Origin of the sequence: Bowmanella yangjiangensis (assembly GCF_017255015.1) — a bacterium.
Classification (GTDB): domain Bacteria; phylum Pseudomonadota; class Gammaproteobacteria; order Enterobacterales; family Alteromonadaceae; genus Bowmanella; species Bowmanella yangjiangensis.
In genome coordinates, this window is record NZ_JAFKCS010000012.1 from 40,924 (window position 1) to 65,112 (window position 24,189).

Annotated in this window: 26 protein-coding genes; 6 read left to right on the top strand and 20 right to left on the bottom strand. The window is 50.4% G+C overall.

The window, feature by feature from the left end:
* Window positions 1-87 precede the first annotated feature (87 nt).
* The 5 genes from priA to J0A65_RS12965 all read left to right on the top strand — a co-directional run bounded on the left by priA (window position 88) and on the right by J0A65_RS12965 (window position 5,708).
* On the top strand, window positions 88-2,274 hold the full coding sequence (gene priA / locus J0A65_RS12945) for a primosomal protein N' (RefSeq protein WP_206594610.1): 2,187 nt from the start codon (window positions 88-90) through the stop codon (window positions 2,272-2,274).
* A gap of 115 nt (window positions 2,275-2,389) precedes the next feature.
* Window positions 2,390-2,923, top strand: coding sequence for an SPOR domain-containing protein (locus J0A65_RS12950; protein ID WP_206594611.1), 534 nt, complete (start codon window positions 2,390-2,392; stop codon window positions 2,921-2,923).
* A 25-nt stretch (window positions 2,924-2,948) separates the two neighbouring features.
* Complete coding sequence (locus J0A65_RS12955; protein ID WP_206594612.1) at window positions 2,949-3,923, top strand: quinone oxidoreductase family protein; 975 nt, start codon at window positions 2,949-2,951, stop codon at window positions 3,921-3,923.
* Window positions 3,924-4,122: 199 nt separating this feature from the next.
* Window positions 4,123-4,623, top strand: a complete 501-nt coding sequence (locus tag J0A65_RS12960) for a hypothetical protein (RefSeq protein WP_206594613.1) — start codon at window positions 4,123-4,125, stop codon at window positions 4,621-4,623.
* Between the two features lie 68 nt (window positions 4,624-4,691).
* Window positions 4,692-5,708: a hypothetical protein gene (locus J0A65_RS12965; protein WP_206594614.1), complete on the top strand. Its 1,017-nt coding sequence runs from the start codon at window positions 4,692-4,694 to the stop codon at window positions 5,706-5,708.
* 306 nt (window positions 5,709-6,014) lie between these two features.
* Here J0A65_RS12965 and J0A65_RS12970 read toward each other — a convergent pair whose 3' ends face one another.
* The 6 genes from J0A65_RS12970 to chrA form a co-directional block, all read right to left on the bottom strand.
* The gene (locus J0A65_RS12970) at window positions 6,015-7,643 is read right to left on the bottom strand and encodes a methyl-accepting chemotaxis protein (RefSeq protein WP_206594615.1); all 1,629 of its coding nucleotides are present in this window, start codon (window positions 7,641-7,643) and stop codon (window positions 6,015-6,017) included.
* Window positions 7,644-7,766: 123 nt separating this feature from the next.
* Window positions 7,767-8,642, bottom strand: coding sequence for a glycerophosphodiester phosphodiesterase (locus J0A65_RS12975; RefSeq protein WP_206594616.1), 876 nt, complete (start codon window positions 8,640-8,642; stop codon window positions 7,767-7,769).
* Window positions 8,643-8,723: 81 nt separating this feature from the next.
* Entirely contained in the window at window positions 8,724-9,470 is a 747-nt protein-coding gene (locus J0A65_RS12980) for a sulfite exporter TauE/SafE family protein (protein WP_206594617.1), read from the bottom strand.
* A 2-nt stretch (window positions 9,471-9,472) separates the two neighbouring features.
* A complete protein-coding gene (locus J0A65_RS12985) occupies window positions 9,473-10,171 on the bottom strand; it encodes a pirin family protein (protein ID WP_206594618.1) in 699 nt (232 codons plus the stop codon).
* Between the two features lie 89 nt (window positions 10,172-10,260).
* Window positions 10,261-11,175: a LysR family transcriptional regulator gene (locus J0A65_RS12990; protein ID WP_206594619.1), complete on the bottom strand. Its 915-nt coding sequence runs from the start codon at window positions 11,173-11,175 to the stop codon at window positions 10,261-10,263.
* 112 nt (window positions 11,176-11,287) lie between these two features.
* Window positions 11,288-12,505: a chromate efflux transporter gene (chrA, locus tag J0A65_RS12995; RefSeq protein WP_332874341.1), complete on the bottom strand. Its 1,218-nt coding sequence runs from the start codon at window positions 12,503-12,505 to the stop codon at window positions 11,288-11,290.
* 132 nt (window positions 12,506-12,637) lie between these two features.
* On the opposite strand from chrA, the gene J0A65_RS13000 reads away from it, so the two are divergent.
* Window positions 12,638-13,663 (top strand): zinc-binding dehydrogenase, encoded by a 1,026-nt coding sequence (locus tag J0A65_RS13000; RefSeq protein ID WP_206594620.1) that lies wholly within the window; start codon window positions 12,638-12,640, stop codon window positions 13,661-13,663.
* 33 nt (window positions 13,664-13,696) lie between these two features.
* Here J0A65_RS13000 and J0A65_RS13005 read toward each other — a convergent pair whose 3' ends face one another.
* The 14 genes from J0A65_RS13005 to J0A65_RS13070 all read right to left on the bottom strand — a co-directional run bounded on the left by J0A65_RS13005 (window position 13,697) and on the right by J0A65_RS13070 (window position 24,187).
* Window positions 13,697-14,089: a hypothetical protein gene (locus J0A65_RS13005; RefSeq protein ID WP_206594621.1), complete on the bottom strand. Its 393-nt coding sequence runs from the start codon at window positions 14,087-14,089 to the stop codon at window positions 13,697-13,699.
* Window position 14,090: 1 nt separating this feature from the next.
* Window positions 14,091-14,543, bottom strand: coding sequence for a RidA family protein (locus J0A65_RS13010; RefSeq protein WP_206594622.1), 453 nt, complete (start codon window positions 14,541-14,543; stop codon window positions 14,091-14,093).
* Window positions 14,544-14,616: 73 nt separating this feature from the next.
* A complete protein-coding gene (locus J0A65_RS13015) occupies window positions 14,617-15,498 on the bottom strand; it encodes an AraC family transcriptional regulator (RefSeq protein WP_206594623.1) in 882 nt (293 codons plus the stop codon).
* Window positions 15,499-15,570: 72 nt separating this feature from the next.
* Entirely contained in the window at window positions 15,571-16,401 is an 831-nt protein-coding gene (sseA, locus tag J0A65_RS13020; RefSeq protein WP_206594624.1) for a 3-mercaptopyruvate sulfurtransferase, read from the bottom strand.
* Window positions 16,402-16,416: 15 nt separating this feature from the next.
* A complete protein-coding gene (locus J0A65_RS13025; protein ID WP_206594625.1) occupies window positions 16,417-17,157 on the bottom strand; it encodes an MliC family protein in 741 nt (246 codons plus the stop codon).
* Window positions 17,158-17,192: 35 nt separating this feature from the next.
* A complete protein-coding gene (fos, locus tag J0A65_RS13030; RefSeq protein ID WP_206594626.1) occupies window positions 17,193-17,591 on the bottom strand; it encodes a fosfomycin resistance glutathione transferase in 399 nt (132 codons plus the stop codon).
* Window positions 17,592-17,653: 62 nt separating this feature from the next.
* Window positions 17,654-18,232, bottom strand: a complete 579-nt coding sequence (locus J0A65_RS13035) for an NAD(P)H-dependent oxidoreductase (RefSeq protein WP_206594627.1) — start codon at window positions 18,230-18,232, stop codon at window positions 17,654-17,656.
* Window positions 18,233-18,276: 44 nt separating this feature from the next.
* Window positions 18,277-18,633: a MerR family transcriptional regulator gene (locus J0A65_RS13040; RefSeq protein ID WP_206594628.1), complete on the bottom strand. Its 357-nt coding sequence runs from the start codon at window positions 18,631-18,633 to the stop codon at window positions 18,277-18,279.
* 96 nt (window positions 18,634-18,729) lie between these two features.
* A complete protein-coding gene (locus tag J0A65_RS13045) occupies window positions 18,730-19,470 on the bottom strand; it encodes a class I SAM-dependent methyltransferase (RefSeq protein ID WP_206594629.1) in 741 nt (246 codons plus the stop codon).
* Between the two features lie 71 nt (window positions 19,471-19,541).
* Complete coding sequence (locus J0A65_RS13050) at window positions 19,542-19,958, bottom strand: VOC family protein (protein ID WP_206594630.1); 417 nt, start codon at window positions 19,956-19,958, stop codon at window positions 19,542-19,544.
* A gap of 7 nt (window positions 19,959-19,965) precedes the next feature.
* The gene (locus J0A65_RS13055) at window positions 19,966-21,861 is read right to left on the bottom strand and encodes a propionyl-CoA synthetase (RefSeq protein ID WP_206594631.1); all 1,896 of its coding nucleotides are present in this window, start codon (window positions 21,859-21,861) and stop codon (window positions 19,966-19,968) included.
* Between the two features lie 172 nt (window positions 21,862-22,033).
* Window positions 22,034-22,228, bottom strand: coding sequence for an SRPBCC domain-containing protein (locus tag J0A65_RS13060; protein ID WP_332874346.1), 195 nt, complete (start codon window positions 22,226-22,228; stop codon window positions 22,034-22,036).
* A 234-nt stretch (window positions 22,229-22,462) separates the two neighbouring features.
* Window positions 22,463-23,569 (bottom strand): serine hydrolase domain-containing protein, encoded by a 1,107-nt coding sequence (locus tag J0A65_RS13065; protein ID WP_206594633.1) that lies wholly within the window; start codon window positions 23,567-23,569, stop codon window positions 22,463-22,465.
* Window positions 23,570-23,713: 144 nt separating this feature from the next.
* The gene (locus J0A65_RS13070; protein ID WP_332874192.1) at window positions 23,714-24,187 is read right to left on the bottom strand and encodes a thioesterase family protein; all 474 of its coding nucleotides are present in this window, start codon (window positions 24,185-24,187) and stop codon (window positions 23,714-23,716) included.
* Between the last annotated feature and the right edge of the window lie 2 nt (window positions 24,188-24,189).

Below are 24,189 nucleotides of genomic sequence, written 5' to 3' on the forward strand. Positions count from 1 at the left end.
AGGCGCGCATATTAATGTATCCCCCCTGACGGTTCAAGCTTTTGTTCATTTTGTCGCCACGGTAGCCGTCCCAACACCGAAACGGATATGACCCTAGGATTTGCTGAAATAGCCCTGCCCGTCCCGATGCGAGGCCACTTTGATTACCTGTTACCCGAAGGCATGGTGCCCTGTATCGGCGCCCGGGTACTGGTGCCGTTTGGGCGTCGAAAGTTGGTGGGGATTGTTATGCGTTGTAAATCAGCCAGTGACATGCCAACCGACAAACTGCGTGCAGTAGAAACCTTGCTGGACGAAGAAGCCGTGCTCAGCCAGTTGTTCTTGGACTGGCTGAACTGGGCCAGCCAATATTATCAGCATCCTCTTGGTGATATTTTGTTTACTGCCTTACCGGTTAACCTGCGCAAAGGTTTGACTCAGGATGCTCTGCAAAAAGCCTGGCAACTGACCGACAAGGGTCAACAATGCGACCCACAGGATTTAAAACGGGCAGCAAAACAACAAGCCTTACTTATCGCCTTAAAACCGGGCCCACAGCTTCACCAGACACTATCGGAGCATTATTCCGCCGCCATATTTCGTGCCCTGGAGGAAAAGGACTTGATCGAAGCCGCCAACCTGGCGGTAGCAGCCAAGCTGGATTGGCCCGAACATATCTCTCTGGCAGAGCAGCCCAGACCGAATCTGGAACAATCTCTGGCTATCAGCGCCATCGCCCATCAAAACGAAACATTCCGCTGTTTTCTGCTGGAAGGCGTGACGGGTTCAGGCAAGACCGAAGTTTACCTGCAAGCCATTGAGCCATTGCTCAGACAAGGCAAACAGGTACTGATTTTGGTGCCAGAAATAGGCCTCACTCCACAAACCGTACGCCGTTTTCAACTGCGATTCGGGTTGGATGTGGGCATTTTGCATTCCGGGCTGACCGACAATGAGCGCATGCAGGTATGGCGACAAGCCCGCAGTGGTGAGCTCGGCATTGTGATTGGTACCCGCTCGGCAATTTTTACGCCTATGAAAAGCCCTGGCATGATCATAGTTGATGAAGAGCACGATGGCTCCTACAAACAACAGGATGGCTGGCGCTACCATGCCCGAGACATGGCTGTGGTCAGGGCCAGGCTGGAAAATATTCCACTTTTACTTGGTAGCGCCACCCCGTCGCTGGAAAGTCTGAACAATGCACTGACCGGTAAATACCAGCATCTGCTACTACGCCAGCGTGCCGGACAAGCCAAGCCGGTGCAGCATAAGCTATTGGACCTCAAGGGCCAGCAGCTTGAGTTCGGCCTGACCAGGGGCATGCGCCAGCGTATCCAGGCCCATTTACAGCAAGGCAATCAGGTTATGCTGTTTATCAACCGGCGCGGTTATGCACCGGCCCTGATTTGCCATCAATGTGGCTTTGTGGAGGAATGCCATAGCTGTGATCGCAGTTATACCCTGCACCGCAGCCTGAACAAGCTGCAGTGCCATCATTGTTCAGATGCCAAGCCTATTCCCCATGCTTGTGCCCAATGTGGTGCGTCACCCATGCAGCCGGTGGGCATGGGTACCGAGCAACTGGAACAGGGGATTGCCAGTTTATTCCCCGGTTATCAGGCCGCTCGTATCGACAGCGATTCAGCGCGCGGCAAGCAGAAACTGCATCAGTTGTTAGAAGACATTAACCAGGGTAAACATCAGTTGCTGATTGGCACACAAATCCTGGCCAAGGGACACCACTTCCCCAATGTATCCCTGGTCGTAATTCTGGATGTTGATGGCGCGCTCTTTAGTGCCGATTATCGCGCCGCAGAAAAGCTCGCACAGTTGATTACTCAGGTAGCCGGCCGTGCCGGCAGAGCACATATTCAGGGCGAATTGTGGTTACAGACACACCATCCATCCCATCCCTTGTTGCAGGATTTACTTAATAACGGCTACCAACATTTTGCGCGCCTGGCGCTGAAGGAAAGACGCTTCGCTGCATTGCCGCCCTTTAGCTATCAGGCCCTGTTCAGGGCCGAGTCCAACCATGCTGCCCAGGCCCATGATTTTCTCTTGCAGGTCCGTCAGCTACTCAGCCCCGGACCAGAAATGGCTGCCATAGGGCCTATCCCCGCACTAATGGAAAAGCGCCAGGGGCGCTATCGTATGCAACTATTGTTACAATCGCAGCAACGCACTGGGATTCAACAGCAGCTTAATCGCCTGATGGGACAGATCGAAAAACTGCCGCTGGCCAATAAAGTACGCTGGTCGCTGGATATGGATCCGCAGGACTTCACCTGATTTGCTTGTAGGGTGACAACAGGTAGAATCATCGCCTCGGGGTAGCAGTTTTTCTTCTTCTTTTTCAAAACAGCAGTAAGCTACTCCGCTGCATTTTTAGGGTTAAAGCTGATTTATGGCACATAAAGACTACGTTTCCCGCGGCAGAGCGAACAAAGCGCCGCCTCCCAAGCCACCCTTACCCTGGCTGCGCATTGTGATTACGCTGGCCTTATTTGCAGGTTTTGCTTATTTTTTGTGGAATATTAATGGCAGTGCCAAGAAGACTGAAAACAGTCAGCCCGCCCCGGTTAAGGTAAAAGAACCAGCCGATGCTTTGCCTAAGCCGCCCGAGGAAAAGTGGGAGTTTATTGAAGTACTGCCAAATCAGACAGTGGAAGTGGATGTGCCGGAACAAGAAGACGATGGGATTCGCTGGTTGATGCAGTGTGGCTCCTTCCGCCAGTCGCAGCAAGCCGAGGAAATGCGTGCCAAGATTGCCTTTGCCGGTCTGGAGTCTCAGGTCAGGCCCAGCGATGGTGCCAATGGCCGTTGGTACAGAGTGATTCTTGGCCCATTTGAGCGCAAACGTGAAGCGGAAAAGAATCGACATGCTATCCGTCGTACCGGCATTACCACATGCCAGATTTGGCAGTGGAATCTGGATTAAGCCCCAGTCAACCAAGGAACTGCAGATGACACAACAGATTCGCATCAGTCAAACCGGTGGCCCACAAGTAATGGAACTGGTCACCCTGGATCCTGGTCAACCTGGGCCTGGCGAAGTCCGCCTGCGCCAACACGCTATCGGCCTGAATTATATTGATGTGTATTTTCGTACCGGTCTGTATCCACAGCCACTGCCTGGTGGTTTAGGTTTGGAAGGCGCAGGTATAGTGGAGTCGGTCGGAGCAGGCGTGGATATTGTTCAGCCTGGTGATCGCGTCGCCTACGCAGGTGGCCCCACAGGGGCCTATGCTCAAGTGCGGGTTATGCCAGCGGCAAACCTGGTAAAGTTGCCCGATGACATCAGTTATGAAACAGCCGCCGCCATTATGCTCAAAGGCCTGACAGTGCAATACTTGCTGCGGCGTACGTATCAAGTGCAAGCAGGCCAAACCATTTTGTTTCATGCTGCCGCTGGCGGGGTAGGACTGCTGGCCTGCCAATGGGCCAAAGCCCTGGGCGTGCGCATGATAGGAACAGTCGGTGACGCACAAAAGGCACAACTGGCCAAAGCCAACGGCTGTGCCGAAGTGATTAATTATAATCAGGAGTCCTTCGTTGCGCGGGTCAGAGAACTGACCCATGGCGAAGGTGTACCTGTGGTATACGATAGTGTGGGTAAAAGCACATTTCAGGATTCCCTGGATTGTTTGTCCCCGCTTGGCATGATGGTGTCGTTCGGCAATGCCTCCGGCGCTGTACCAGAGTTTGCACTTAGTGAGCTGACACGCAGAGGTTCCTTATTCATTACCCGGCCACGGCTGTTTGACTATGTTGCTAAGCGACAGGATCTGGAAACTATGTGTCAGGAGCTGTTTACTATGGTGCAACAAAATAACCTACACCCCCTGATCGGCCAGCGTTACGCATTAGCTGATGTGGCCCAGGCACATAAAGATCTGGAAGCCCGAAAACTGACCGGCTCGGCAATACTGCTACCTTAATGTTTTGTTGCTGTTAAAGTGTAGACATATCAATAGAAATCTGATTAATTTGTTGCGCACACTTTATTCTAGTGCATTGTTTGCATGGAAGATTTATAGAACAAATGGTTAAGGAAGACCTTTACTAGATTATTTTGTAGTCCCTCGTCAGCGTTCTTTTTGGGTAAAGCTATCGTCTTAGTAGCCAAAGCCGTCTTACATGCGATTCGTTGAAAATATTATCAGCATCAAGGAATCTGCATATGAAAACAAAAATATTCCCTTTTATTACATTACTTCTTATATCTCATATAGCCTGGGGGTTCAGCATGCTCCTGACACGGCAAAGACTGAAGGTGGAGGAGGAAATGTAGAGCATATTCCAGTTACCGGGTCCCCTGTACCAGGCAATTCATCACCAATTGGCTCGCTTCCTGGGGCGCAAGGTGGTGGCAGTAACGGTGGCTATAGTGGTAGTGGTAATGGTAGTGGAACTGGAAGTATTGACGCACAAGAACAATGTGAATTGAAAGCTCTTGATAGCAAACGTGTATGCCTAAATACAGCGAACGGAATTTATGCATCATCCGCTTTGCTATGTTTGGGGTTTACAAATCCAGTTGCGATAGCTGGCTGTGAAGGAGCTTCTTGGTTTGCATATGAAGATGCGAAGTCGGCTTGTGAACAAAGTTTTGCTCAAGCAACTGCTATGTGTGATTGAAGTGATATTAGCGACGATAGTTGAAATATGGCGACAATGTATGTCGCCACAAAGAAATTGGAATGCGCATGTTTAAAATCAAAAACTTTGCAGCGGTTACGGCTTATTTGCTTACGCTACAACTGGTGGCCTCTCATTTGTCTAATTCTTCAATTAATTTTGGCCCCTTCAATGTGTTGTTGGCAGCAGGTGTAGGAGCTTTTTGTGGCAAGATTGATAAGGAAGTTACAATGAAGAGTTTTTTTAGCTTAGTAATTCTAACAATAGTTGCAATGTTTTTTGCTCACGAATTTGGATTTTTTAATAATCCTGAATCCAATTATAAAGACAACCTGACTTCTAAATTTGAAGCACTTAGTGTTATCGATTCTGGAAAAAGTAGTCATGATGATGAACATGCGAATAATGAAGGGGTTAATTCTGGCTCTATTCTAAAAGAATTGCATACTAATAATCAGCCAGGGATTGAAAATGGTGTTTATAGTGATATCTCCCTCTCAGAAAAGGAAACTTATGAGGCGAAAATAATCATGGATGATCTGGTGAATATGAGCGAGAAAGCAAAAATAAAAGATTGGCAAGGATTTACTGATGTGATTGAAGAAGCCAGCATAATCGAGCCTGAGAGCCTAAATTATGCCTTATTTCAGGCGCTTGTTTTTGAGGCTCCTCTGGAGTTAATAAAAGAACTGTTAAATAAAGGAGCATTTTTTACTCCAGAGTCTTTATCAGTCTTAGCTATAAAAGACAATGTATCACTTCTGAAGTCTCTAATTCCATTAGGTTTGGATATTCATATGGTCAGTAAAGATTTTAATAATTCCATTTCCTATTCTTTAAAGGTCAATGCATCAAGAAGTGTGTTTGATTTCTTAATTGACAGTGGTGTTGATGTTCAAGTTAATGGTAGTTATACAGACTCTTTGATGTATGCATTGAAATTGTGTAGTCAAACAGTGGAATGCGAGTACTATGTGAAATCTTTACGAAAGAAAGGTGCGGTTTTTAAAAGCCAACATTTAGAGTTGCTAAATGATATTAGGCTCACCGATAGCAAGTTGTATAGTAACCTTATAGAAGGATGATCTTGTGAACAACAGCACCCTAATCAAATATTCTACCAGAGACAAAATTGAAAGTTTCATATTCGGTGCTGTGATAGTTTACCTTATCGCTTTTGTTGAAGCGTCGGTTACAAATCTAATTCTTGCCTTATTGATTGGTTACTTATTCGACAAAGTAACGAAGCTAAAGATACGAGTTGATAATATCGATTCAAAATGCGAAAAAGATAATGTATGTAAATACTAATATTACCTTGAATATCGCCTCTCAGACCCAGAAAACTGACCGGCTCGGCAATGCTGTTGCCCTAGTGCCGGTCACACCATCTATACCCGGAATTGGCTAACCAGTCTGGAGAGCCCCTGACTCAGGTTAGTGAGCGCCTGGGCGGCTTGGTCGCATTCCTCAATACCTCTGGCAGTTTGCTGAACCAAACTATTGATATTATGTACATTTTTATCAACTTCCAAGGCCACAGCACTTTGTTCTTCAGCGGCGGTGGCGATTTGTGAGTTCATTTCAGATATCAAGCCTATCGCATGATTTATCTGATCCAGCGCATCCTTCACCTCATCCGACAGGCTCACCGTATTATTGGCCTGTTCCAGGCTTTGCTGTACCGAGCTGGTCATTTTATTAGTGTCTTGCTGAAGATTATTGATAATCACCGCAATTTCACGGGTGGAATCCTGTGTCTGCTGGGCCAGGGTACGCACCTCATCGGCGACTACCGAAAATCCGCGTCCTTGTTCACCTGCTCGCGCTGCTTCAATGGCCGCATTCAAAGCCAATAGATTGGTCTGGTCGGCAATATTGTTGATGATCCCCAAGGCTTTACTGATATCCACCACTGCCGCCGACAGGGTCTTTGCTACTTCAGCACTTTGCTGCACATTCTTGCTTAGTTGCTGGATGCTGCCACGCGAACGCTCTACCACCTGGTTACCCTGGTTGGTTAGCTGTTCAGCCTGCATGGCAGAATGATTGGCCTGTTCGGCATTGCCGGCCACTTGCGATACCGCCGCACTCATTTCGGTAATGGCTGTGGCTACCTGATCGGTCTCCATTAACTGTTGTTGGCTCTCGGCCCGGATCTCTTCCGTGGCCCCCGTTAATTGCCGGGCAGAGTCAGCCAACGAGGTGGCTGAGTCCGCTACTTCCTTAACTAAGTCGCGGATCTTGACAACAAACTGATTGAAGTAGTCAGACAGCCTGGAAAGCTCATCCTGCCCTTCCACACTCAAATTGACAGTCAAGTCGCCTTTGCCCTGGGCGATATCCTTCATGGCCCCAACAACATGATGCAAAGGTGTCAGCACACTGCGGGATACCAGATAAATTAACCCCGCCAGTATCACCACAATCACCAGGGCAATTTTCAACATACTGAAAGCCGCGGCCCAGAAGGTATCCGCAACATCATCAATATAAATACCGGTGCCAACGATCCAACCCCAGGGCTGATAGAGTTTTACAAAGGTAATCTTAGGCACGGGCTCTGACTGCCCTGGTTTGGGCCAGTTGTACTGCACAGTATGTACGCCATCATCTCGCACGCCAACCACCATATCGTGGAACAGACGGTTACCTTCCTTATCCTGGAAAGCATCAACGCTGGTGCCATCTAAATCCGGACGGAAAGGGTGCATCAACATGGTTGCTTCACCATCGATGACAAAATAGTAGTCGTCATCCTTGTAACGCATCGTCTTCAGGGCCCCTAAAGCCAAGCGCTGCGCTTCCTCCATAGTGATTTCACCGCTTTGCGCCCTGGAGCGGTAATTGTCCAGCAGACCTTCTATAGATTCGGCCAGAAACCGGGTGGTCAGACGCTTCTCTTCAAGAATGGTGCTGTTAAGTCCGTTTAATATCAGCAAACACAAAGCCAACTGTCCTGCAATGGCAACAACCAAGATACTCCAGAGACGCTGGCGAATGCTCAAACGATTTAACATGCAGTAACCCTCGTTTGGCCCGTGCCGACAGCATAAAGACTATCGACATGTGCTTTTCGTTATTAGAAACAAGAGAATAGCTGCTTTTTTTCAAGTATGCGCAGCACTACTACCAAAGGCTGATTATTTTTTATGCGTAGCTGATAAAGCTAACACCCTATCCGGAAAATCACTTATCAAGCCATCTACCTCATAGGTCTTAAATCTTGCCATCTTGTCAGGATCATTGATGGTCCAGACCTGAATCCTGACACCCCGTTGATGTAAAGCCTTCACCAGAGAGGGAGAAACAACCCTGATTCCCGCCCAATACTCGGGTACTTGCACAGCCTGTCCACGCACAGGGAACAGATGTGACAGACCAATCTTCTCCAACAACACATACCAGGTTATTTCGCTTTTGGTCATCGCGGTCGCCACAGTAGGGCAGCCACGCCGAAATGCCAGCAAGGCGCTGGTATGAAAAGACGTTACCAGCACCTTGTCCTGCATTTGATAGTTTTGAATAAGATGACACAGCAATTGACTAACCTGGAGATTGTCGGGTTTGATTTCCAACATATAGCGGGCATCAGGCAAGGCGTTGAAGACATCTTTTAACGCAGGGATCTGCACTTGCTGATCACGATAAGGAAATTGCCCTTCCTGCCGATGATGATAGCCCGCATTCAATGCCTGCAATTGGCTCCAGGTCATATCCTGAATGCGCCCCTGGCCATTGGTGGTTGAATCTACGGTATCGTCGTGGCGGGCCACCAATTGTTTGTCCCAACTGGCATGAATATCCATCTCAATAACATCGGCCCCCAATTGCCAGGCATGCAGCGCGGCTTCAAGGGTATTCTTGGGTTTCAGGCCCTGCCCCGCACCATGGGCAATCACTTCAAACCCCTGGCTCTGATAATAGGGGTGTGGCGCTATCTGATTAACCATAGGGGCCATAGAGAGTCCTGCCCATACCAGTACAACACCGAATACCCATTGCAGCAAATTGAACATCAGAATCAATTGGTTAAGTAATGAACACCTATCTTACGTCCGGAAAGGATGACTGTGAACCCGGCCAGCCAGTCAAAAGGATCAAATTACCTGCCAGATCAATTTTACCCCCATTAGCAGTAGCAACCCATGCAAGATCCCCATAAAAACCCTGTTATTCAACCGGGTACGCAACCACAGTCCCAGGCGATTACCCAGCCAGGTCAGCGGAAAGAAAACCAGCGCCAAGCCAGCCAGATGCCAGTCAAGCACGCCGTAATAAACAAAGGGGAATAATTTTGCGACATTCATACCCGCATATACCACCGCGCTTGTCGCCACTAAGGTCGCAGGAGGCAGGGTTAGCGACAACAAATGCATCATCAGAGGAGGGCCCCCGGCATGCAGCAAGGTGCTGCTTAATCCAGATGCAGAAGCCAGCACAATCCCGGCAGGCCGGCTTGCCAACCAGGCACAATGCAGATGTCGGCCCAACAGATAGCGTAGTGCAAACAAACAACTCAGTGCACCAATCAGCCCTTGTAACCAGAGCGTGGGAAGATGGCCAAGCAGCAAACTGCCCAGTAATAAACCTATTGCCACGCCGGGTAATAAAAGTCGTAGTCTTACGCCGTCCCATTGGCGCCAATAGCTTTTTAAACTGAACATATCGGCCAGCAGCAACAGCGGTAACATCAGCCCCAAAGCCTGCTGAGGCGACAACACCAACAGTAGAAGGGGCACAGAGAATATCCCCAGTGCCCCGGCGAATCCGGATTTGGAAATCCCGGTCAACACCACAACCAGTGAAATCAGACCTAGACCGAAGGGATCCAAATCCATCAGCATAGTCAGCTTGCCTGCTCCGGCAAATCAAACCACAGCGCCTGCATGTCTGTATCAGCCTGTAAAACCAACGCATCGCTTCGCACCAGACCGACCCCATCACCTCCTTGCAAGCGTTGCTGGCCACTGTGCGCCTGGCCACTGAGTATGTGCAAATAGCCGCTGCGGCTACCAACCTGCAGCTCGATGCTCTCCCCGGCCTTAAGCTCAAGGCGCGACAAAGTGGCATCCTGACGGATAGACAAGCTGCCATCTCTGCCATCTGGCGTCACTAGTGCCGTGAGTTTGCCATGCTGCTTGATGGTCGCCTGTTGGTAGCCGGGTTTGACCCCACGCATATTGGGCTGAATCCAGATCTGCAAAAAATGCACAGGGTCGTTTGCGGACGCATTGTATTCCGAATGCATAATACCGCTGCCAGCACTCATCAGCTGCACATCACCAGCAGGGATGACAAACTCGTTACCGGTACTGTCTTTATGTTGCAAAGCACCATCCAGCACATAGGAGATAATCTCCATATCGCGGTGACCGTGCGTATCAAACCCAGCACCACCGCGCACCCTGTCGTCATTGATAACACGCAGTGCGGAAATACCCATATGCTTGGCATCATAGTAGTGGCCAAATGAAAAAGTGTGACGGCTGTCCAACCAACCAAAGTTAGCCCGACCGCGATCATCAGCAAGTCTGATGTAATCCATGATTTGTCCTCAATTTGAAGTTTACATGGACGTACTATAGAAACGAATTTAAAGAACTTAAATTAGATAATTATCCAAGATAAATTCGTTTAATTCGAATTACCAAGTTGTTCAGCGGTCAACAGGCTTTCCGATTGATATCGCAGTTCTCCGATGAAAGTGCGCGCTGCCGGTCCCAAGCGATCCCCATCCGCAAAGCACAAATACAATTGGGCTGTTCGTTTTACTCCCTGTGCCAAAGGCAACGGCTTAAGCAGTCCAGACTGCAACTCTTGCTCAATGGCAGGCACAGGTAACCAGGCATAGCCAAATCCCTGGCTGATCATATCTATTGATGTGCGCACATGGCTCACGGTCCAGCGCTGGTCAGCCCCCAGCCAGCCCACATCTTTACCTGAACTACTGGCAGAGTCCCTGACCACAATTTGCCTATGCGATTTCAAATCTTCAAAACTCAATGCCTGTTCTTGCTGATGCAATGCATGGCTAGGATTCGCCACGGCCAGAAACTCAATCTGACAAAACTCCTCATTAAAGCCGTTTGTCAGCGCCACGGGTGAGATTGCAATGTCCACTTTGGCTTTTTCCAACAGCTCCTGTGCACCACTGAGCACGGTTTCCATCAGCTCTATACGTAATAATGGAAATTGTGCAGATACTGTGTCCAGCACCCGGTACAGCAAATTCTGCGGGAACACCTCATCAACAGCGATTTTTAATTGGGTTTCAGTACCTGACCCTAATCCGGTTGCCACCGCCTCCAACTTTGCCGCTTCATCAAGTAAGTAGTTTGCCCGGCGCAACATTAACTCCCCTGCCTGGGTCAGGCCTACTTTTCGCCCCTGAACTTTAAGTAGCTTAATACCTAGCGAGTCTTCCAGCTTCTGCACCGCATGGTGAATGGTTGACTGGCTCTTGTGGATAGCATCGCCAGCCTGGCTAAACCCACCATGTTCCACCACCGCGCGGAACATCCGCCATTGCCCCAATGTCGTTTTCAGCATTCACAAATCCTTATCGCAATCAGGCAGATGCCGCCCATTAATTCGCTTTAGCTATAAATACTAAGGGATTTTTTAAAAATTGGTTCAAAAATATCGAACAAACATAATGAATTTACCCCGCCAGCCAACCTAAACCCGCTAGCACCGCACAAGGTAGCACCAACCAGGCCGCAGACAGTCTGACAAACTGCAACAAAGCAAAAGCCAGCAGAGCTAATAAGGCGTCTTGCATGGATTGAATGGTCGCGCCAAACAAAGGGTTGATCAGCACCGCTAACAGCAGCCCTACCACGGCAGCATTAGCACCCAGCAGCCCCTGACGGGCCAGATGATGTTTTCGCAGCGTCGACCAGAATGGCAGGGCTCCTATGACCAGCAGACAGCCGGGCATAAAGATCCCCACCAGAGCAATCAAGGCTGCCAGCCAACCAGATGATGTCGCCGACGATGAAGCACCAACAAAAGCAGCAAAAGTAAACAGCGGACCTGGCACAGCCTGCGCAGCACCATAACCGGCCAGGAAGGTATCCGGGCTTATTTGTTGTGGCACTAATTCGGCCTGCAGGAGCGGTAACACCACATGTCCACCGCCAAAAACCAGCGCCCCAGCCCGATAAACGCTGTCAAACAATGATAATAGCGGAACCTTGAACTGCTCTGCCATAAGCGGCAGTGTCAGCAACAATGCCATACAGAGCAGCAGCATCACCCCTCCTAAGGTTTTACTTAGGGGTACATTCAATTCGGTATTCTGCGCCCCGCCCACCACAGGTTTACCCCACCAAAAAGCTGACGCCGCAGCAACTACAATTACCAACAGTTGCATTTTACTGCCAGGCCAGAGCAGCAGTAAAAAACAGGCAGCCAGTGCAACAACACGACGAATAACGTCAGGACATAACGACCGCCCCATAGACAACACCGCATGGGCCACCACAGCCACTGCCAGCACTTTAAGTCCATGCAGCCAGTCCCATCCTAACACCAGCCCCAGGTCTTCCAAATGTAAAGCAAAAAAGGTCAGCAGCAACGCCGAGGGTAAGGTAAAGCCTAGCCAGGCCAGCAAGGCACCCCGCATTCCTCCCTTTAGTAAGCCAATAGCCATACCCACCTGACTGCTGGCCGGTCCGGGTAAGAACTGGCAAAGGGCGATAAGCTCCGCATAAGCCGACTCAGACAGCCATTTGCGTTTGTCGACAAACTCTGTGCGAAAAAATCCCAGATGGGCAACAGGGCCACCGAAGGATGTCAGGCCCAGGCGTAAAAACACCCAGAACAATGTCCACATTGAAATACCAGCAAGCGATTGCTGAGAGGATGATGAATTCACAGTTGGTAGTCCAGAGCAGTATGACGCCTACTATAGATTGTGCCGCACTGGCGAACAACAGGCGTTCAACCTTTGACCTGTGGCGGGCTTAGCCGTTAATCTGCCAGCATAAAAACAACAACAGGAACCTTTATGTCCGACACTAATCTCGGCTTCGCCCTTAAGTTGCTGGATGATACCCAGGCCCCTTTCCACCAGCGCTTATCTCTGCACGAGAAGCCCGTCCCCACGCCACAAAAAGGCCAAGTGTTGGTCAAGATACTGGCATCGCCGGTGAATCCGTCAGATTTAGTTTATTTGCGAGGCCAATATGGATTGCCGCCGCAAGCGAATGCCTATGCAGGCTTTGAAGGCTGCGGACTGGTTATCAAAGCCAATGCCGGCTTGTATGGAAAATGGTTGGTCGGCAAACGTGTGGCACTCTCGGCCCAACCCGGTCAGGACGGTTTATGGGCCAAATATGCCTGTACACTGGCTAGTTACTGTTTGCCACTACGCGACAGCATCAGCAACGCACAAGGGGCGACCCTTATTGTGAATCCCTTAACCTCTATCTGCTTAGTGGAACGTGCCCGGCAACTCGACGCCCGCGCTATCGTCATCAATGCGGCGGCCAGCCAGGTAGGAAAAGGACTCATTCGTTACGCCCAAACGCAGGGTATGAAAACCATTGCCACCGTGCGCAGTCAACCCAATCTGGAGGTGTTACGTAAGTTGGGTGCTGATTATGCCTTGTTAACCACTGAGCCCGATTTTAATCAGCAACTTAAAGACGCCGTGGAAGCTTGTGGCGCTTCGGTTTTAATGGATGCGGTTGCTGACCAGGATACCGCGCTTTTACTTAGGCAGATGCCAAGCGGCAGCACGGCCATTGTATACGGCAGGCTGGAAGAGAGTCAGGATCCTCTGGGTGGTAAGTTCAGTGTAGCTGATGTGATTTTTCGCGACGTGCGTATTGAAGGCTTCTGGCTGGCTCGTACCCTGAAAAAAGCCCCGATTTGGCAGGTGATAAAATTAAACAGAAAAGTGCAGCAACTCTTCAGTGACGGCACCTTTAACACGGATATCTACGCGCAAACTGGTTTCGATGGCTTCGTCACAGCACTGGAACACTACGCGGCGCACAAAAGTGACGGCAAGGTCATTCTCTGCCCCTAAACCATGCCGTCTTTGCGAGGTAAACGGCTGGCGTCAGGGCAGACGCTGCCATACTTCATGTTCAACCAACTGACCATCCTGCCAGCGATTTTTCTGCCAGAGATCACCTTCCAGTTGGTAATCAAACTGGTACTTCCCGTCAGCAGGAACTGGGTATGAGGTGTGCACTGGGCGCTCGGTGTAAGTTTTATCATTGGCTTCGAAGTTGCCGGCACCCGCTGCCCAGAATTTCCCATCGGACATGGTGATAAAGCTGAAGTGATTGTCTGACACGACTTTGATAGCAGTTAACTTCAAGCCTTCATAGTCAATTTTTTGCCCCTGCTCATTCACATAAAACCCAGACTTGAGCTGCCAGCTGCCCTTTAGCGGATGCGCCATCACACTGCTTGCCATTAATGCGCAGAATAAAATCAGATACTTCATTTTAGTTGTCTCCTTGTACGGGAAGTAAAACCTGCACTTCTACTTCAATCAAAAACTCTTGCAGATAAAGCCGCTCCACCTGCACCCAGGTTGCACTGGGATAATTGCCTTGGGTAAAGAATGCCTTTCTCTCATCCTGTAATGTCTTCAGCTTGTCGATATCCCGGGTGTAGATGGTTTCCCGGACAATAGCCCGAGTGTCTGTGCCGTAGTCGGCGAGAATATTGCTGATACTCTGGTAACAACTTTTCAGTTGCGCCGACATATCCTCCCCCGATCCGACGATACCCGACAGATACAATTGATTACCGACTCTGCTAACCGCACTTATACCTAAGTCCCGCTCAAAAGGGGCGTAGTGCTTGCGTTCAATCTCCTGCGAGGTCGGCAGGCTCTGACACCCCCCTACACACAAGGCGGCACACAGCCAGCTAAAAATGAACCATTTAGACATTCCAATCCTCCCAGCAAAAAGAGGATGGATACACAAGATGTTCCAACCGAACAACTAAATCAATCTTATTTTGTTATGAACTAACATGAAGAATTTCTGATTGGACAGATGGGTCAGAGCCATTGGACTTCAGCAACAGGTAAATATCGGTCTGCGCCTGACTGACAGGTACATCAGGATAAAAGCTTAGGCGCTGCAAAAACAACGGATAGTTTCCCGCCTGACGGGCTTGTTCTGGCAACCAGTGGCCATACAGATAACGAATAGCCTCTTCCAGTTGCTGGTCTCCCCCTTTGACACTCAGCCTGGCATAAGTACCAGCAGGTAGTTCAGTGACATCTATTTCGTCACTTGCCGGCCCCCGATATTCGCAGGCCAATCCAAAGCGGTAATCCTCTGGAGGGGTTTCTGACGGATCATCGTAAAGTAAGTTGAAGGTAGCGCTTTTAGCCGGTGGCAGTTGGTTGGCCTTACGCCAGGCAATAAAGCGCTGGATACTTTGTCCCAGTAAATGGGGAGCCCCTTGATGGACCAGTAATGCAACAGGGGTAGTTGTGCGCTGCACGAGTTGAACCTGAAAGTCCGATGTGGATGTCATGATGGTTTCCTTCTGTGGATAGTGGTGCCACCAATGCCAGTCCGGATTTTGACGAAAAGCAGAGGGACTCAGCCCACTGACCAGTCTAAAAGCCCTGGAGAAGCCTTCCAGACTCTGGTAACCGTTATCCAGCGCAATACAGGTAATACTCATTTGCGGACGAAAGGCTAACTGCCAAGTAGCGCGTTTCAGGCGGGCTTGGCGAATATAGGCACTAAGCCCTAACCCCATTTGCGCAGAGAACAAGCGGTGAAAGTGAAAAGGCGACTGATAGGCCAGACGGCATAATTCCTCGAGTCTGAGTTCTTGGCTCAAATGACAGTCGATATATTCACAGACGACTTGCAGATTCGGCATAGGCGGCACTCATTAGATTTGTATAGAGCTTACCCATGCCCGGTAAACGTCGCTTGACCATTCTTGCGCAATTCAAGCAACGGGCAAATCAGCTCGTGCACCCCATTCCGTCCAGGAGCCGTCATAAAGTGTCAGGTTGCGGTGCCCGCAAGCATAGGCTGCCATCAATAGCACACAAGCCGTCACACCAGAGCCACAGCTGCACACCAGTTGTTTTTCCTGGGTAAGCCCTTGTGCTGCAAACTGTTCCTGCAGTTGCGCAGGTGGCAGCAGACAGCCCTGTTCCTGCAACAGGGTAAAAGGTAAATTCGCAGAACCGGGAATATGACCTGAGCGCAGACCTGCCCGTGGCTCCGGCTGCGTGCCTTCGAAGCGACCTGCACTACGGGCATCCAGTACCAGATAATCACCGCGCCCACTAGCAGTCAGCAGCTGCTCTGCGGTAATAAGTGCGTTCTCCTGCATCTGCGCCTGATATAGCTTGCCTTGGCCGGGCAGTGCGTATTCATTCGCCAGAGCCCCGCTTTCAGCCTGCCACTTAGGCAAACCACCATCCAAAACATAGACTTTGTCGTGCCCCATGCATTTGAACATCCACCAGGCACGGGGGGCCGAATAAAGGCCTATATTGTCATACACCACGATCAGGCTGTTATTGTCGATCCCAAGCTCGCCCACCAATTGGGCAAACAGCGAAGCATCCGGCATGGTATGCGGCAGGGGCGAGTGAGGCTGACAAACCACCTTATCAATATCAAAGCGCAGGGCCCCTGCAATACAACACAGGTCGGGGCTCGCGGCCTGGCCAGGTAACGGCATACTGGCATCCAGCAACACCAGATTGGTATCTTTGCGGTGTGCAGCAAGCCATTCGGTACTCACCGTTACCTGATTGTTCAACATCATCTACTCCAACACTTAGCTACTGGGCTCACCCCGGTTATCTACCGGGTTAACCACAAATTCAACCTGCAGAGGGCCGCCCTGAGTCAGCACCTTACACAGGTTGTCCGGGCTATGTTGACAGATGCCCATATGGGTGCGACGTTGTCCGTCCAGCACAAACAACGTCAGGTAATACCCTTGCTCCGGATCCAGTTTGATATTCTGGCCCAGCACAAAATCCTGCTGGGTCACAAACTCCTGTACGTGACTGAAGTTGTCAATAACCAGACTGTCGACCCGTTCGGCGGCTTTGTCTGCGATACGCGGGTCATACTTGAAGAGAGTGAGTTCCAGGCGCAGCCCGTCAAATGAACCTACGCGCTTTGGAATAATGAATTCACCGACTACCTGCGCTGCGACAGGGTTGACCACCATAGACACTTCTTTACAGCGCTCCAGGCTTTGACCTTTTTGGTCCAACAGCATGGCTTCACTGCCCGCCCCACTGCCTTTAGTCCACCAGATCAGGCTGGCGCCCTGATATTTCGCACCGCTGGCACTAGCGGTGATTTGCATAGCATGAATATGCTGTTTGTATCTGATACTGGCTTGCTGCTCAGAGGTATAAGCAGCCTCAACCATTTCACCGCTGTCGCAGAGGTATGAAACCGAAGGCAGGAAGTCCTTTACCGCAGCTTCGGACGGCGTCTTATCGGCCTGGCTACAAGCGAATAATAATGGGGTAATGGCCAACCAAATTAATCTGTTGCGCATGGAATGCTCCTTGTCTCAGACAGAGACCCAATCTATCACAACCAGTGTAAACCGTCATAGGGATGCTGACGCAGGCTATGCAGACGGCTGGCTAGGTCGCCCACATGCGCCTCCAGTTTATGGCCGTCAGGATCCAGAAAATACAGTGATTCCCCCTCACTACTATTGTCTTTCCACAAGCTTGTACCCGCTTGCTGCAAACGCTGGCAAAACGGTTCGAAGTCAACTCTATCCAAACTAAAGGCCAGATGCGTGTAATCTTGCGCTGGCTCCGGCTTGTCCAATGACAAACACAGCCACAATTCTCCCAGGCTCAGATAGGCCCCTCGTTGCCAGCGCGCATGCCCCTTAAAACCAAGCAATAAGGTATAAAAATCTACCGAGCGCTGCACATCGGCAACGGCCAAGGTGATATGGTTTAGTCCTTTAAGCATTATCAGACAGATGATCTCTAGGTGGCACCAAGCTAACCTGCACGCCATCTCCAGGCAAGGATTTACTTACCTTGCAATCCCTGCTGTTTGGCTTGTGTCAGCCAATTGGTTTTCTGCTTATCCGTGGCACTGATCATAGGGCCAAGCAAGTGCTGGCTGGTACAGCGGATGCCACAAAATTCCAAGGTGGTAATTTTAAGCTGTTTAACCGCCGGAGCACCTTGCCACCAGCGAAAATACCAGGGTGGGGTATCCATAGTCAGCACCAGACTGGCGGTTTTACCTGTGAGTAATTTTTTCTGCACGCTCATACCCTTTTCAAAACGAAACGCAAAACCGGGTAACAAGGTGCGGTCAAATAAACCTTTAAACTTGGCGGGCAGCCCGCCCCACCATACCGGGCTATACACTACCAGGTGCTCCGCCCACCTCAGCTGCTGTTGGAAACGCTCAAGACAATCTTCCAGCGGTTGTACCTGCGCATAACCTTGGCTTAAGTCCGGGTTAAACTCCATGGCAGACAGCAAGCACAGCTGCACCTCATGGTCTTCAGCTGCCCCAGCCTGATAAGACAAAGCTAAAGATTCACTGAAACTACCGGCTTTGGGGCTACCGCTAATAACCAGAATTCGCTTTTTCACACTAACTCCTTTGGTAAACAAAGGGGCAGTCTAGCGTCTCCCCTTTAGGGCAGAGTCAAGGGACAGTGGCCGATCTCCTCACAACAGGCGTCCAGTCGTTGAATACGTATCTGAGTTTGCCGAATCTGTGCTTCCATCTCACCGCGAATATCTAGCAAAAATTGCCGTATACCCTGCCAGTCGGGGGCTCCACTGCGAGTTTGCATCACAGGCTGCAAACGACTCAAACTGATACCTAGCCGCCGGGCCTCCCGAATCAAATGCAAGGCATCAATATGGGATGATTCATATACCCGGTATTTACCCTGCCGTTTAGGTGGCGCAATCAGGCCTTTCTCTTCGTATAGCCTTATGGCCTTGATGGACAGACCGGTCAGACTGGCCACTTTTCCTATATACATAGCGATTCCTTAGTCGGGTCGGTATTATGCGTAATCAATAGGGCGGTGAAAAACAGATTCTTCGCCAGCATTCGAGCGGCCTATACCCAAGTTCAGTTAAACAGCGCGAAGGCATTGAAAGCACACCACGGGTTTGTATTGAATAAAGGCATTCCAATAGTCAGACAGGTAATCAGCCTGGGCCGCGGGGGACACCTGAGGATTCAGCCATTGCAAATCTTCAAGTCCCGCCTGGTTAAACGCTTGTTCATGAGTTGCGCGACTAAGATGGTAGTTAGTCACGGTAATCATCTGATCGCCGGGCAGAAAGAAATGGTAGCGCAGCGGCATACCTTCCTCACAAGGCGCGGGGTCGCGGGTAAATCCATAAGGCCGCATACTTAGCAGCTCACCACTGTAGTCCGGGTTGCTGTTAATACCGATAAAACGCCCGCCCGGTCTCAGATGCCTGGCAACCGTCTGGCACATCTGTTGAAGGTCTTGCGCGGATTGCGCATAGTTGAGCAGGTAACTGGCAAACACCAGATCGAATTGTTGAGACAACTGCAAATCCCGCACATCACAACGGATAAAATCAAGACCTAGTGGGCGTTTCATCTCTTGTTGCTGAGCCAGGCTGATCATGGCCGACGAGATATCTACCCCCACCACTTTCTTCGCCCCACGATAGCGCAACATTCGGGTATGAAACCCTTCACCACAAGCAAGATCCAATGCGCTTTGGCCGCTTAAATCACCCACCAGCTCGGATAACATAAACATTTCAATATGCTGTCGCCAGGGTTGCAATTTAGCCCTGCGATACTCATCGGCGATACCGTCATAGTCTGTGGTCATAATGGGAGCGGCCGGCACATCCTTGTCAACGACTAGCTCAGAGTATGTTGGGCGAAATGCGGATACGCAAATTACCCAGCAAGAATTGTCGGGCCTTTAAGTTCTATCAGGTTGTTGTCTGGATCTCTAAAGTACAAGGACAAGCCATTGCCTTCAGCGCCAAAGTTTATGCTGGCAGGGCCCAGCGGGCTAATCCCAAAACCCGCCAAATGCGCCACCAGCCCGGCTTCATCAAAAGGGTCAATGCGCAAACAGAAATGATCAACATTGTGCCCTTCCTGACCGGGGCCCACTCCCCCTTGCTGTCCTAATTTGCCGTCCAGGCTAATCAGATCAATCAGACAAGTGCCGGCACGCAGATGCACTAAGCCCAAGTGTGCTTGCCGCTTGACCACGTCACAGCCGAGCACCAACTGGTAAAAACGGATACTGCGGTCTAAATCCACCACCCGCAGTACCACGTGATCTATACCCCGAATACTAAACATCATCACCTCAGGATGAGCGCGCTACGCCCTGCGACTGCATCACCGACTCAATCTCAGACAAGCTGGCCGGGTCATCAATAGTGGATGGCACCACGTACTCCTGACCATCGGCTATCTGACGCAACAACTTACGCAGAATCTTACCGGAACGGGTTTTTGGCAGGCGTTGCACCACAACTGCACGCTGGAAACAGGCAATAGGGCCTATTTCGCTGCGCACCATGGCCACTAACTCTTCCTGTAATCTGGCTTCATCTATCACTACGCCATCTTTCAACAGCACCAAACCAATAGGCACCTGACCTTTCAATTCATCCTGAATACCTATCACGCTGCATTCAGCGACGGCCGAGTGGGCCGCCAGAATCTCTTCCATCTCACCAGTGGACAGTCGGTGGCCCGCGACATTAATCACATCGTCGGTACGTCCCATAATAAACACGTAGCCATCCTGGTCTTTGTAACCACCATCGCCGGAACAATAATAACCAGGATAATCACGCAGGTAACCCGCGCAGAAGCGTTCGTGATTTCCCCAAATGGTTGGCAGACAGCCAGGCGGTAAAGGTAACTTAATGGCAATGGCGCCTTGCTGACCGGCGGCCATGGGTTGGCCGTTGCCGTCCAGCACCTTCACATCAAATCCTGGCACCGGCAAGGTTGAAGAACCAGGTTTGGGCGGCATATCTTCAATACCGGTAGGATTGGCGCAAATGGCCCAGCCGGTTTCGGTTTGCCACCAATGGTCGATCACCGGCTTGCCGGTATGCTTCACGACCCAATCGTAAGTAGGCGGATCAAGGCGCTCACCGGCCATAAAGATAGCCCGCAGTTTGCCAATGTTATAACGAGTCAGTTTGGTCGCTTCCGGATCTTCTTTTTTTATCGCCCTGAATGCCGTCGGGGCGGCAAACAGAACCTTAACGCCATATTCCTGCACCAGCCGCCAGAATGCCCCGGCATCCGGTGTGCGAACCGGCTTACCTTCGTACAATACTGTGGTACAACCGGCCAATAGCGGCCCGTAGACAATATAGGAATGGCCTACCACCCAACCCACATCAGAAGCAGCCCAGAACACTTCACCTGGCTGCATATTGTAAATGGCCTGCATTGAATAATGGAGCGCCACCGCATGGCCGCCGTTATCCCTGACGACTCCTTTGGGTTTCCCTGTGGTACCCGAGGTATAGAGAATATAAAGCGGGTCAGTTCCGGCTACCGGTACACAATCGGCCGGTGTGGCTTTTGCCATCGCTTCGTGCCAATCCAAATCCCAAGTTTTGGTCAGTTGCACTGGCGCTTGTTCGCGCTCCAGGATAATGCAACGCTCAGGTTTGTGGCTGGAACGCTCAATAGCAACATCCAACATCGGCTTATATTCAATGACCTTATTCACTTCTATGCCACAAGACGCCGACACCACCACTTTGGGCTGTGCATCTTCAATTCTCAGCGCCAACTCATGGGGCGCAAAACCACCAAACACCACAGAATGAATCGCCCCAAGCCTAGCAACTGCCAGCATAGCTACCACTGCTTCGGGTATCATCGGCATATAGATAACCACCCGGTCGCCTTTTTCCACGCCCTGCGCTTTAAGCACACCAGCAAACAAGGCAACTTGTTTGAGCAGGCTGGCATAGCTGATTTTAATCTTCTGGTTAGTCACAGGTGAGTCGTAAATAACCGCCGTTTGCTCGCCACGGCCTTGTTCAACATGCCAGTCGAGGGCCATATAGGCGGTATTCATTTGCCCATCCGCAAACCAGCGCTGCATACCCTGCGCGTCCGTGCTGAGAATGTTTTGGGGCTGGCGATACCAGGGTAACTTGGCCGCTTTTTCTTGCCAGAACTGCTCGGGCTCCTGGATTGCGCGTTGGTACTCGCTTTGATATGACATGTTCGCTTCACCTTGTTGCAGGGTTAACCCTTGTTATTTTACGCAGGGCTGAATATTTATTATGCAACTGTAGACAAAACACGCGGATTTTGGCATTAGACTTAAGGATAATCGCCAAGATTGTCGACAATCGTCCACCAACAATCTGTCAACTGGCTGGACAGCGGCAGAACTATTGGTCGGGAATATCTGCTTCGACCAGCAACGCAAGTAATGCCAGGGACTCCTGCCAGCCCGCATAGCAAAACTCGGCAGGGATAGCGTCCGGCACACCTTCCTGCACTATGGTCAATTCAGTGCCACATAACACCGCCTTGAATTGAATAGTGACCTGCATCTGGTCTGGTAATTCAGGATTATCTGGGATTTATTTATTCTGGCAAAGCAAGGCTTGCACCGAATGTTGGTAAATTCGGGTACTGGCACCGAAAAGCCAGAAGCCATCGGCAAGGCATTGCCAGCCTGATTTTTCGTATAAGCCATCATGATCTGTAGTCAGGGTAGCGACGGGCCGCTAAGGCCACTCCCACCACCATCCATATTTCAGCCAGCAGGCCCGAGAATTACAGTATGTCCATATACCAACTCCGTTAAGCTATCGTCAGATTAGCAGGGGTAAGAGTACGTTGCGGCTAATTCTGTGGTGCGTGGCATTGGCGTATTTTTTCGAGTAAGCGTTAAACATCAGTACCACAAGCAAGTCCCGTTCTGGCACGTACTGCACCAGCGCCGTGTAGCCATAATCATTACTGCCGCCCATTTGCCAGATAGACATGCCGTTGCTGCCGCTGATCGCCCAGTTTCCCAAAGTCCATTTCTTATTCACCGGCTGAAACAACAAGCTGGTCAATTCAGCAGGAAGCTGGCCACCGCCTTGCAGTGCGTCAAACCAACGCTGCAAATCAGCCACGCTGGACACCATGCCGCCAGCGCCTATCAAAGCCCAGGTTAAGGGCTTGGCAAAAGTGGATTGACCGCTGTCCTGACCACCATAACCTTTGGCCAGCCGCTCAACATCCAGATTCTTATCGCCGTAAAAACCCGTACTGTTCAGTTTCAGTGGAGCAAGTAACTGCTGATGCACATAGTCACGAAATGCGATACCGGACACCCGCTCAACAATAGCAGCCAACAATGTATAAGCGGCATTTGAGTAGGTGATGTCGCCACCAGGCGCACTCAGCAGTGGCATGCTAAGAATAAGTTTCTCCGCTTCGTCCCTGTTCATGGGATCAAAATCAGACTGATTGTGAAAGTTGTCCAAACCGCTTTGATGGGCCAGCAACTGTTCAATGCTGATATCACGCTTATCGACTGGCGCTTCTGGATAAAACTCGGAAAGACGGGCAGTCAGGGGCAACCGGCCCTCAATATGCAGTTGCAAAACAGCAGCAGCAGTGAAGGTTTTAGCAATGGAGCCCATGTCGCTCAGACTGTCCACATCATTGTGTTTATGCAGAGCACGGTCTGCATCACCGTAACCACACTCAAACACCAGTTGCTGATGCTGAACGATACGCACTGTGCCGTCGAAGGTACCTTGGCTGTGTTCACTGGTCAGCGCCTGATCTAACAGCTCAGCCTGCTCTGTGGGTGTGGGACAAAAAGGTCGGGGAGTTCGCGCTAAAGACTCCTGTGATGGCGGACTGCTACAGGCGGCCAGTGTTAACAACAAAACCAGGCTAACACTGCCAAGCACCCACTTCATCAGACTCTCCTTCGTAACTTATGGTGTTCCATTCAATCTGCTTGAACGGTCATAGCTGTACAGTATCCTCGTGTTCGCACAGCGATGCAATTTGAACGAGGTAAGCGCAAGGACTGGCACGACCACAAGCTTCCAACATGGTGTCTATCCCACCATATAAGTACCAGTGCCAAAAGCGATATGCTCGCCCAGTTCGTTATGCAGCTCCATCCGGCAAACCGCCACACGGCTACCCTTACGTATCACACTGGCTGTGGCAACAAATTCGCTGCCCTTACCTGGGCGCAGGTAATCTACCCGCATATCAATAGTGCCGATACGCGCCAGTCTCTGCTGAAACTGCTCAAGAGTTAGTTCCGGCATGTCCTTTACCACATGCAAAATGGCCATCAAGCCACCGACAGTATCCAGTACCGCGGCAGTCACTCCGCCATGCAGAATTTTCTGAATAGGATTACCCATCAAACCGTCATGCCAGGGCAGACGAACCTCTACACCATCGCCGTCAAACTGGCTGATTTGCAGCCCAAGCAATTGATTAAACGGCATATGTTCACGGAACACCGCGGCCACATACTCGCCTAATTGCTTGCTATCCAGTAACCCTTGCGTTTGCACAT

Coding starts and splice junctions, on each gene's coding strand:
- priA (WP_206594610.1), top strand. CDS start 88: ATGACCCTAGGATTTGCTGAAATAGCCCTGCCCGTCCCGATGCGAGGC.
- J0A65_RS12950 (WP_206594611.1), top strand. CDS start 2,390: ATGGCACATAAAGACTACGTTTCCCGCGGCAGAGCGAACAAAGCGCCG.
- J0A65_RS12955 (WP_206594612.1), top strand. CDS start 2,949: ATGACACAACAGATTCGCATCAGTCAAACCGGTGGCCCACAAGTAATG.
- J0A65_RS12960 (WP_206594613.1), top strand. CDS start 4,123: ATGCGATTCGTTGAAAATATTATCAGCATCAAGGAATCTGCATATGAA.
- J0A65_RS12965 (WP_206594614.1), top strand. CDS start 4,692: ATGTTTAAAATCAAAAACTTTGCAGCGGTTACGGCTTATTTGCTTACG.
- J0A65_RS12970 (WP_206594615.1), bottom strand. CDS start 7,643: ATGTTAAATCGTTTGAGCATTCGCCAGCGTCTCTGGAGTATCTTGGTT.
- J0A65_RS12975 (WP_206594616.1), bottom strand. CDS start 8,642: ATGTTCAATTTGCTGCAATGGGTATTCGGTGTTGTACTGGTATGGGCA.
- J0A65_RS12980 (WP_206594617.1), bottom strand. CDS start 9,470: ATGCTGATGGATTTGGATCCCTTCGGTCTAGGTCTGATTTCACTGGTT.
- J0A65_RS12985 (WP_206594618.1), bottom strand. CDS start 10,171: ATGGATTACATCAGACTTGCTGATGATCGCGGTCGGGCTAACTTTGGT.
- J0A65_RS12990 (WP_206594619.1), bottom strand. CDS start 11,175: ATGCTGAAAACGACATTGGGGCAATGGCGGATGTTCCGCGCGGTGGTG.
- J0A65_RS13000 (WP_206594620.1), top strand. CDS start 12,638: ATGTCCGACACTAATCTCGGCTTCGCCCTTAAGTTGCTGGATGATACC.
- J0A65_RS13005 (WP_206594621.1), bottom strand. CDS start 14,089: ATGAAGTATCTGATTTTATTCTGCGCATTAATGGCAAGCAGTGTGATG.
- J0A65_RS13010 (WP_206594622.1), bottom strand. CDS start 14,543: ATGTCTAAATGGTTCATTTTTAGCTGGCTGTGTGCCGCCTTGTGTGTA.
- J0A65_RS13015 (WP_206594623.1), bottom strand. CDS start 15,498: ATGCCGAATCTGCAAGTCGTCTGTGAATATATCGACTGTCATTTGAGC.
- sseA (WP_206594624.1), bottom strand. CDS start 16,401: ATGTTGAACAATCAGGTAACGGTGAGTACCGAATGGCTTGCTGCACAC.
- J0A65_RS13025 (WP_206594625.1), bottom strand. CDS start 17,157: ATGCGCAACAGATTAATTTGGTTGGCCATTACCCCATTATTATTCGCT.
- fos (WP_206594626.1), bottom strand. CDS start 17,591: ATGCTTAAAGGACTAAACCATATCACCTTGGCCGTTGCCGATGTGCAG.
- J0A65_RS13040 (WP_206594628.1), bottom strand. CDS start 18,633: ATGTATATAGGAAAAGTGGCCAGTCTGACCGGTCTGTCCATCAAGGCC.
- J0A65_RS13045 (WP_206594629.1), bottom strand. CDS start 19,470: ATGACCACAGACTATGACGGTATCGCCGATGAGTATCGCAGGGCTAAA.
- J0A65_RS13050 (WP_206594630.1), bottom strand. CDS start 19,958: ATGTTTAGTATTCGGGGTATAGATCACGTGGTACTGCGGGTGGTGGAT.
- J0A65_RS13055 (WP_206594631.1), bottom strand. CDS start 21,861: ATGTCATATCAAAGCGAGTACCAACGCGCAATCCAGGAGCCCGAGCAG.
- J0A65_RS13065 (WP_206594633.1), bottom strand. CDS start 23,569: ATGAAGTGGGTGCTTGGCAGTGTTAGCCTGGTTTTGTTGTTAACACTG.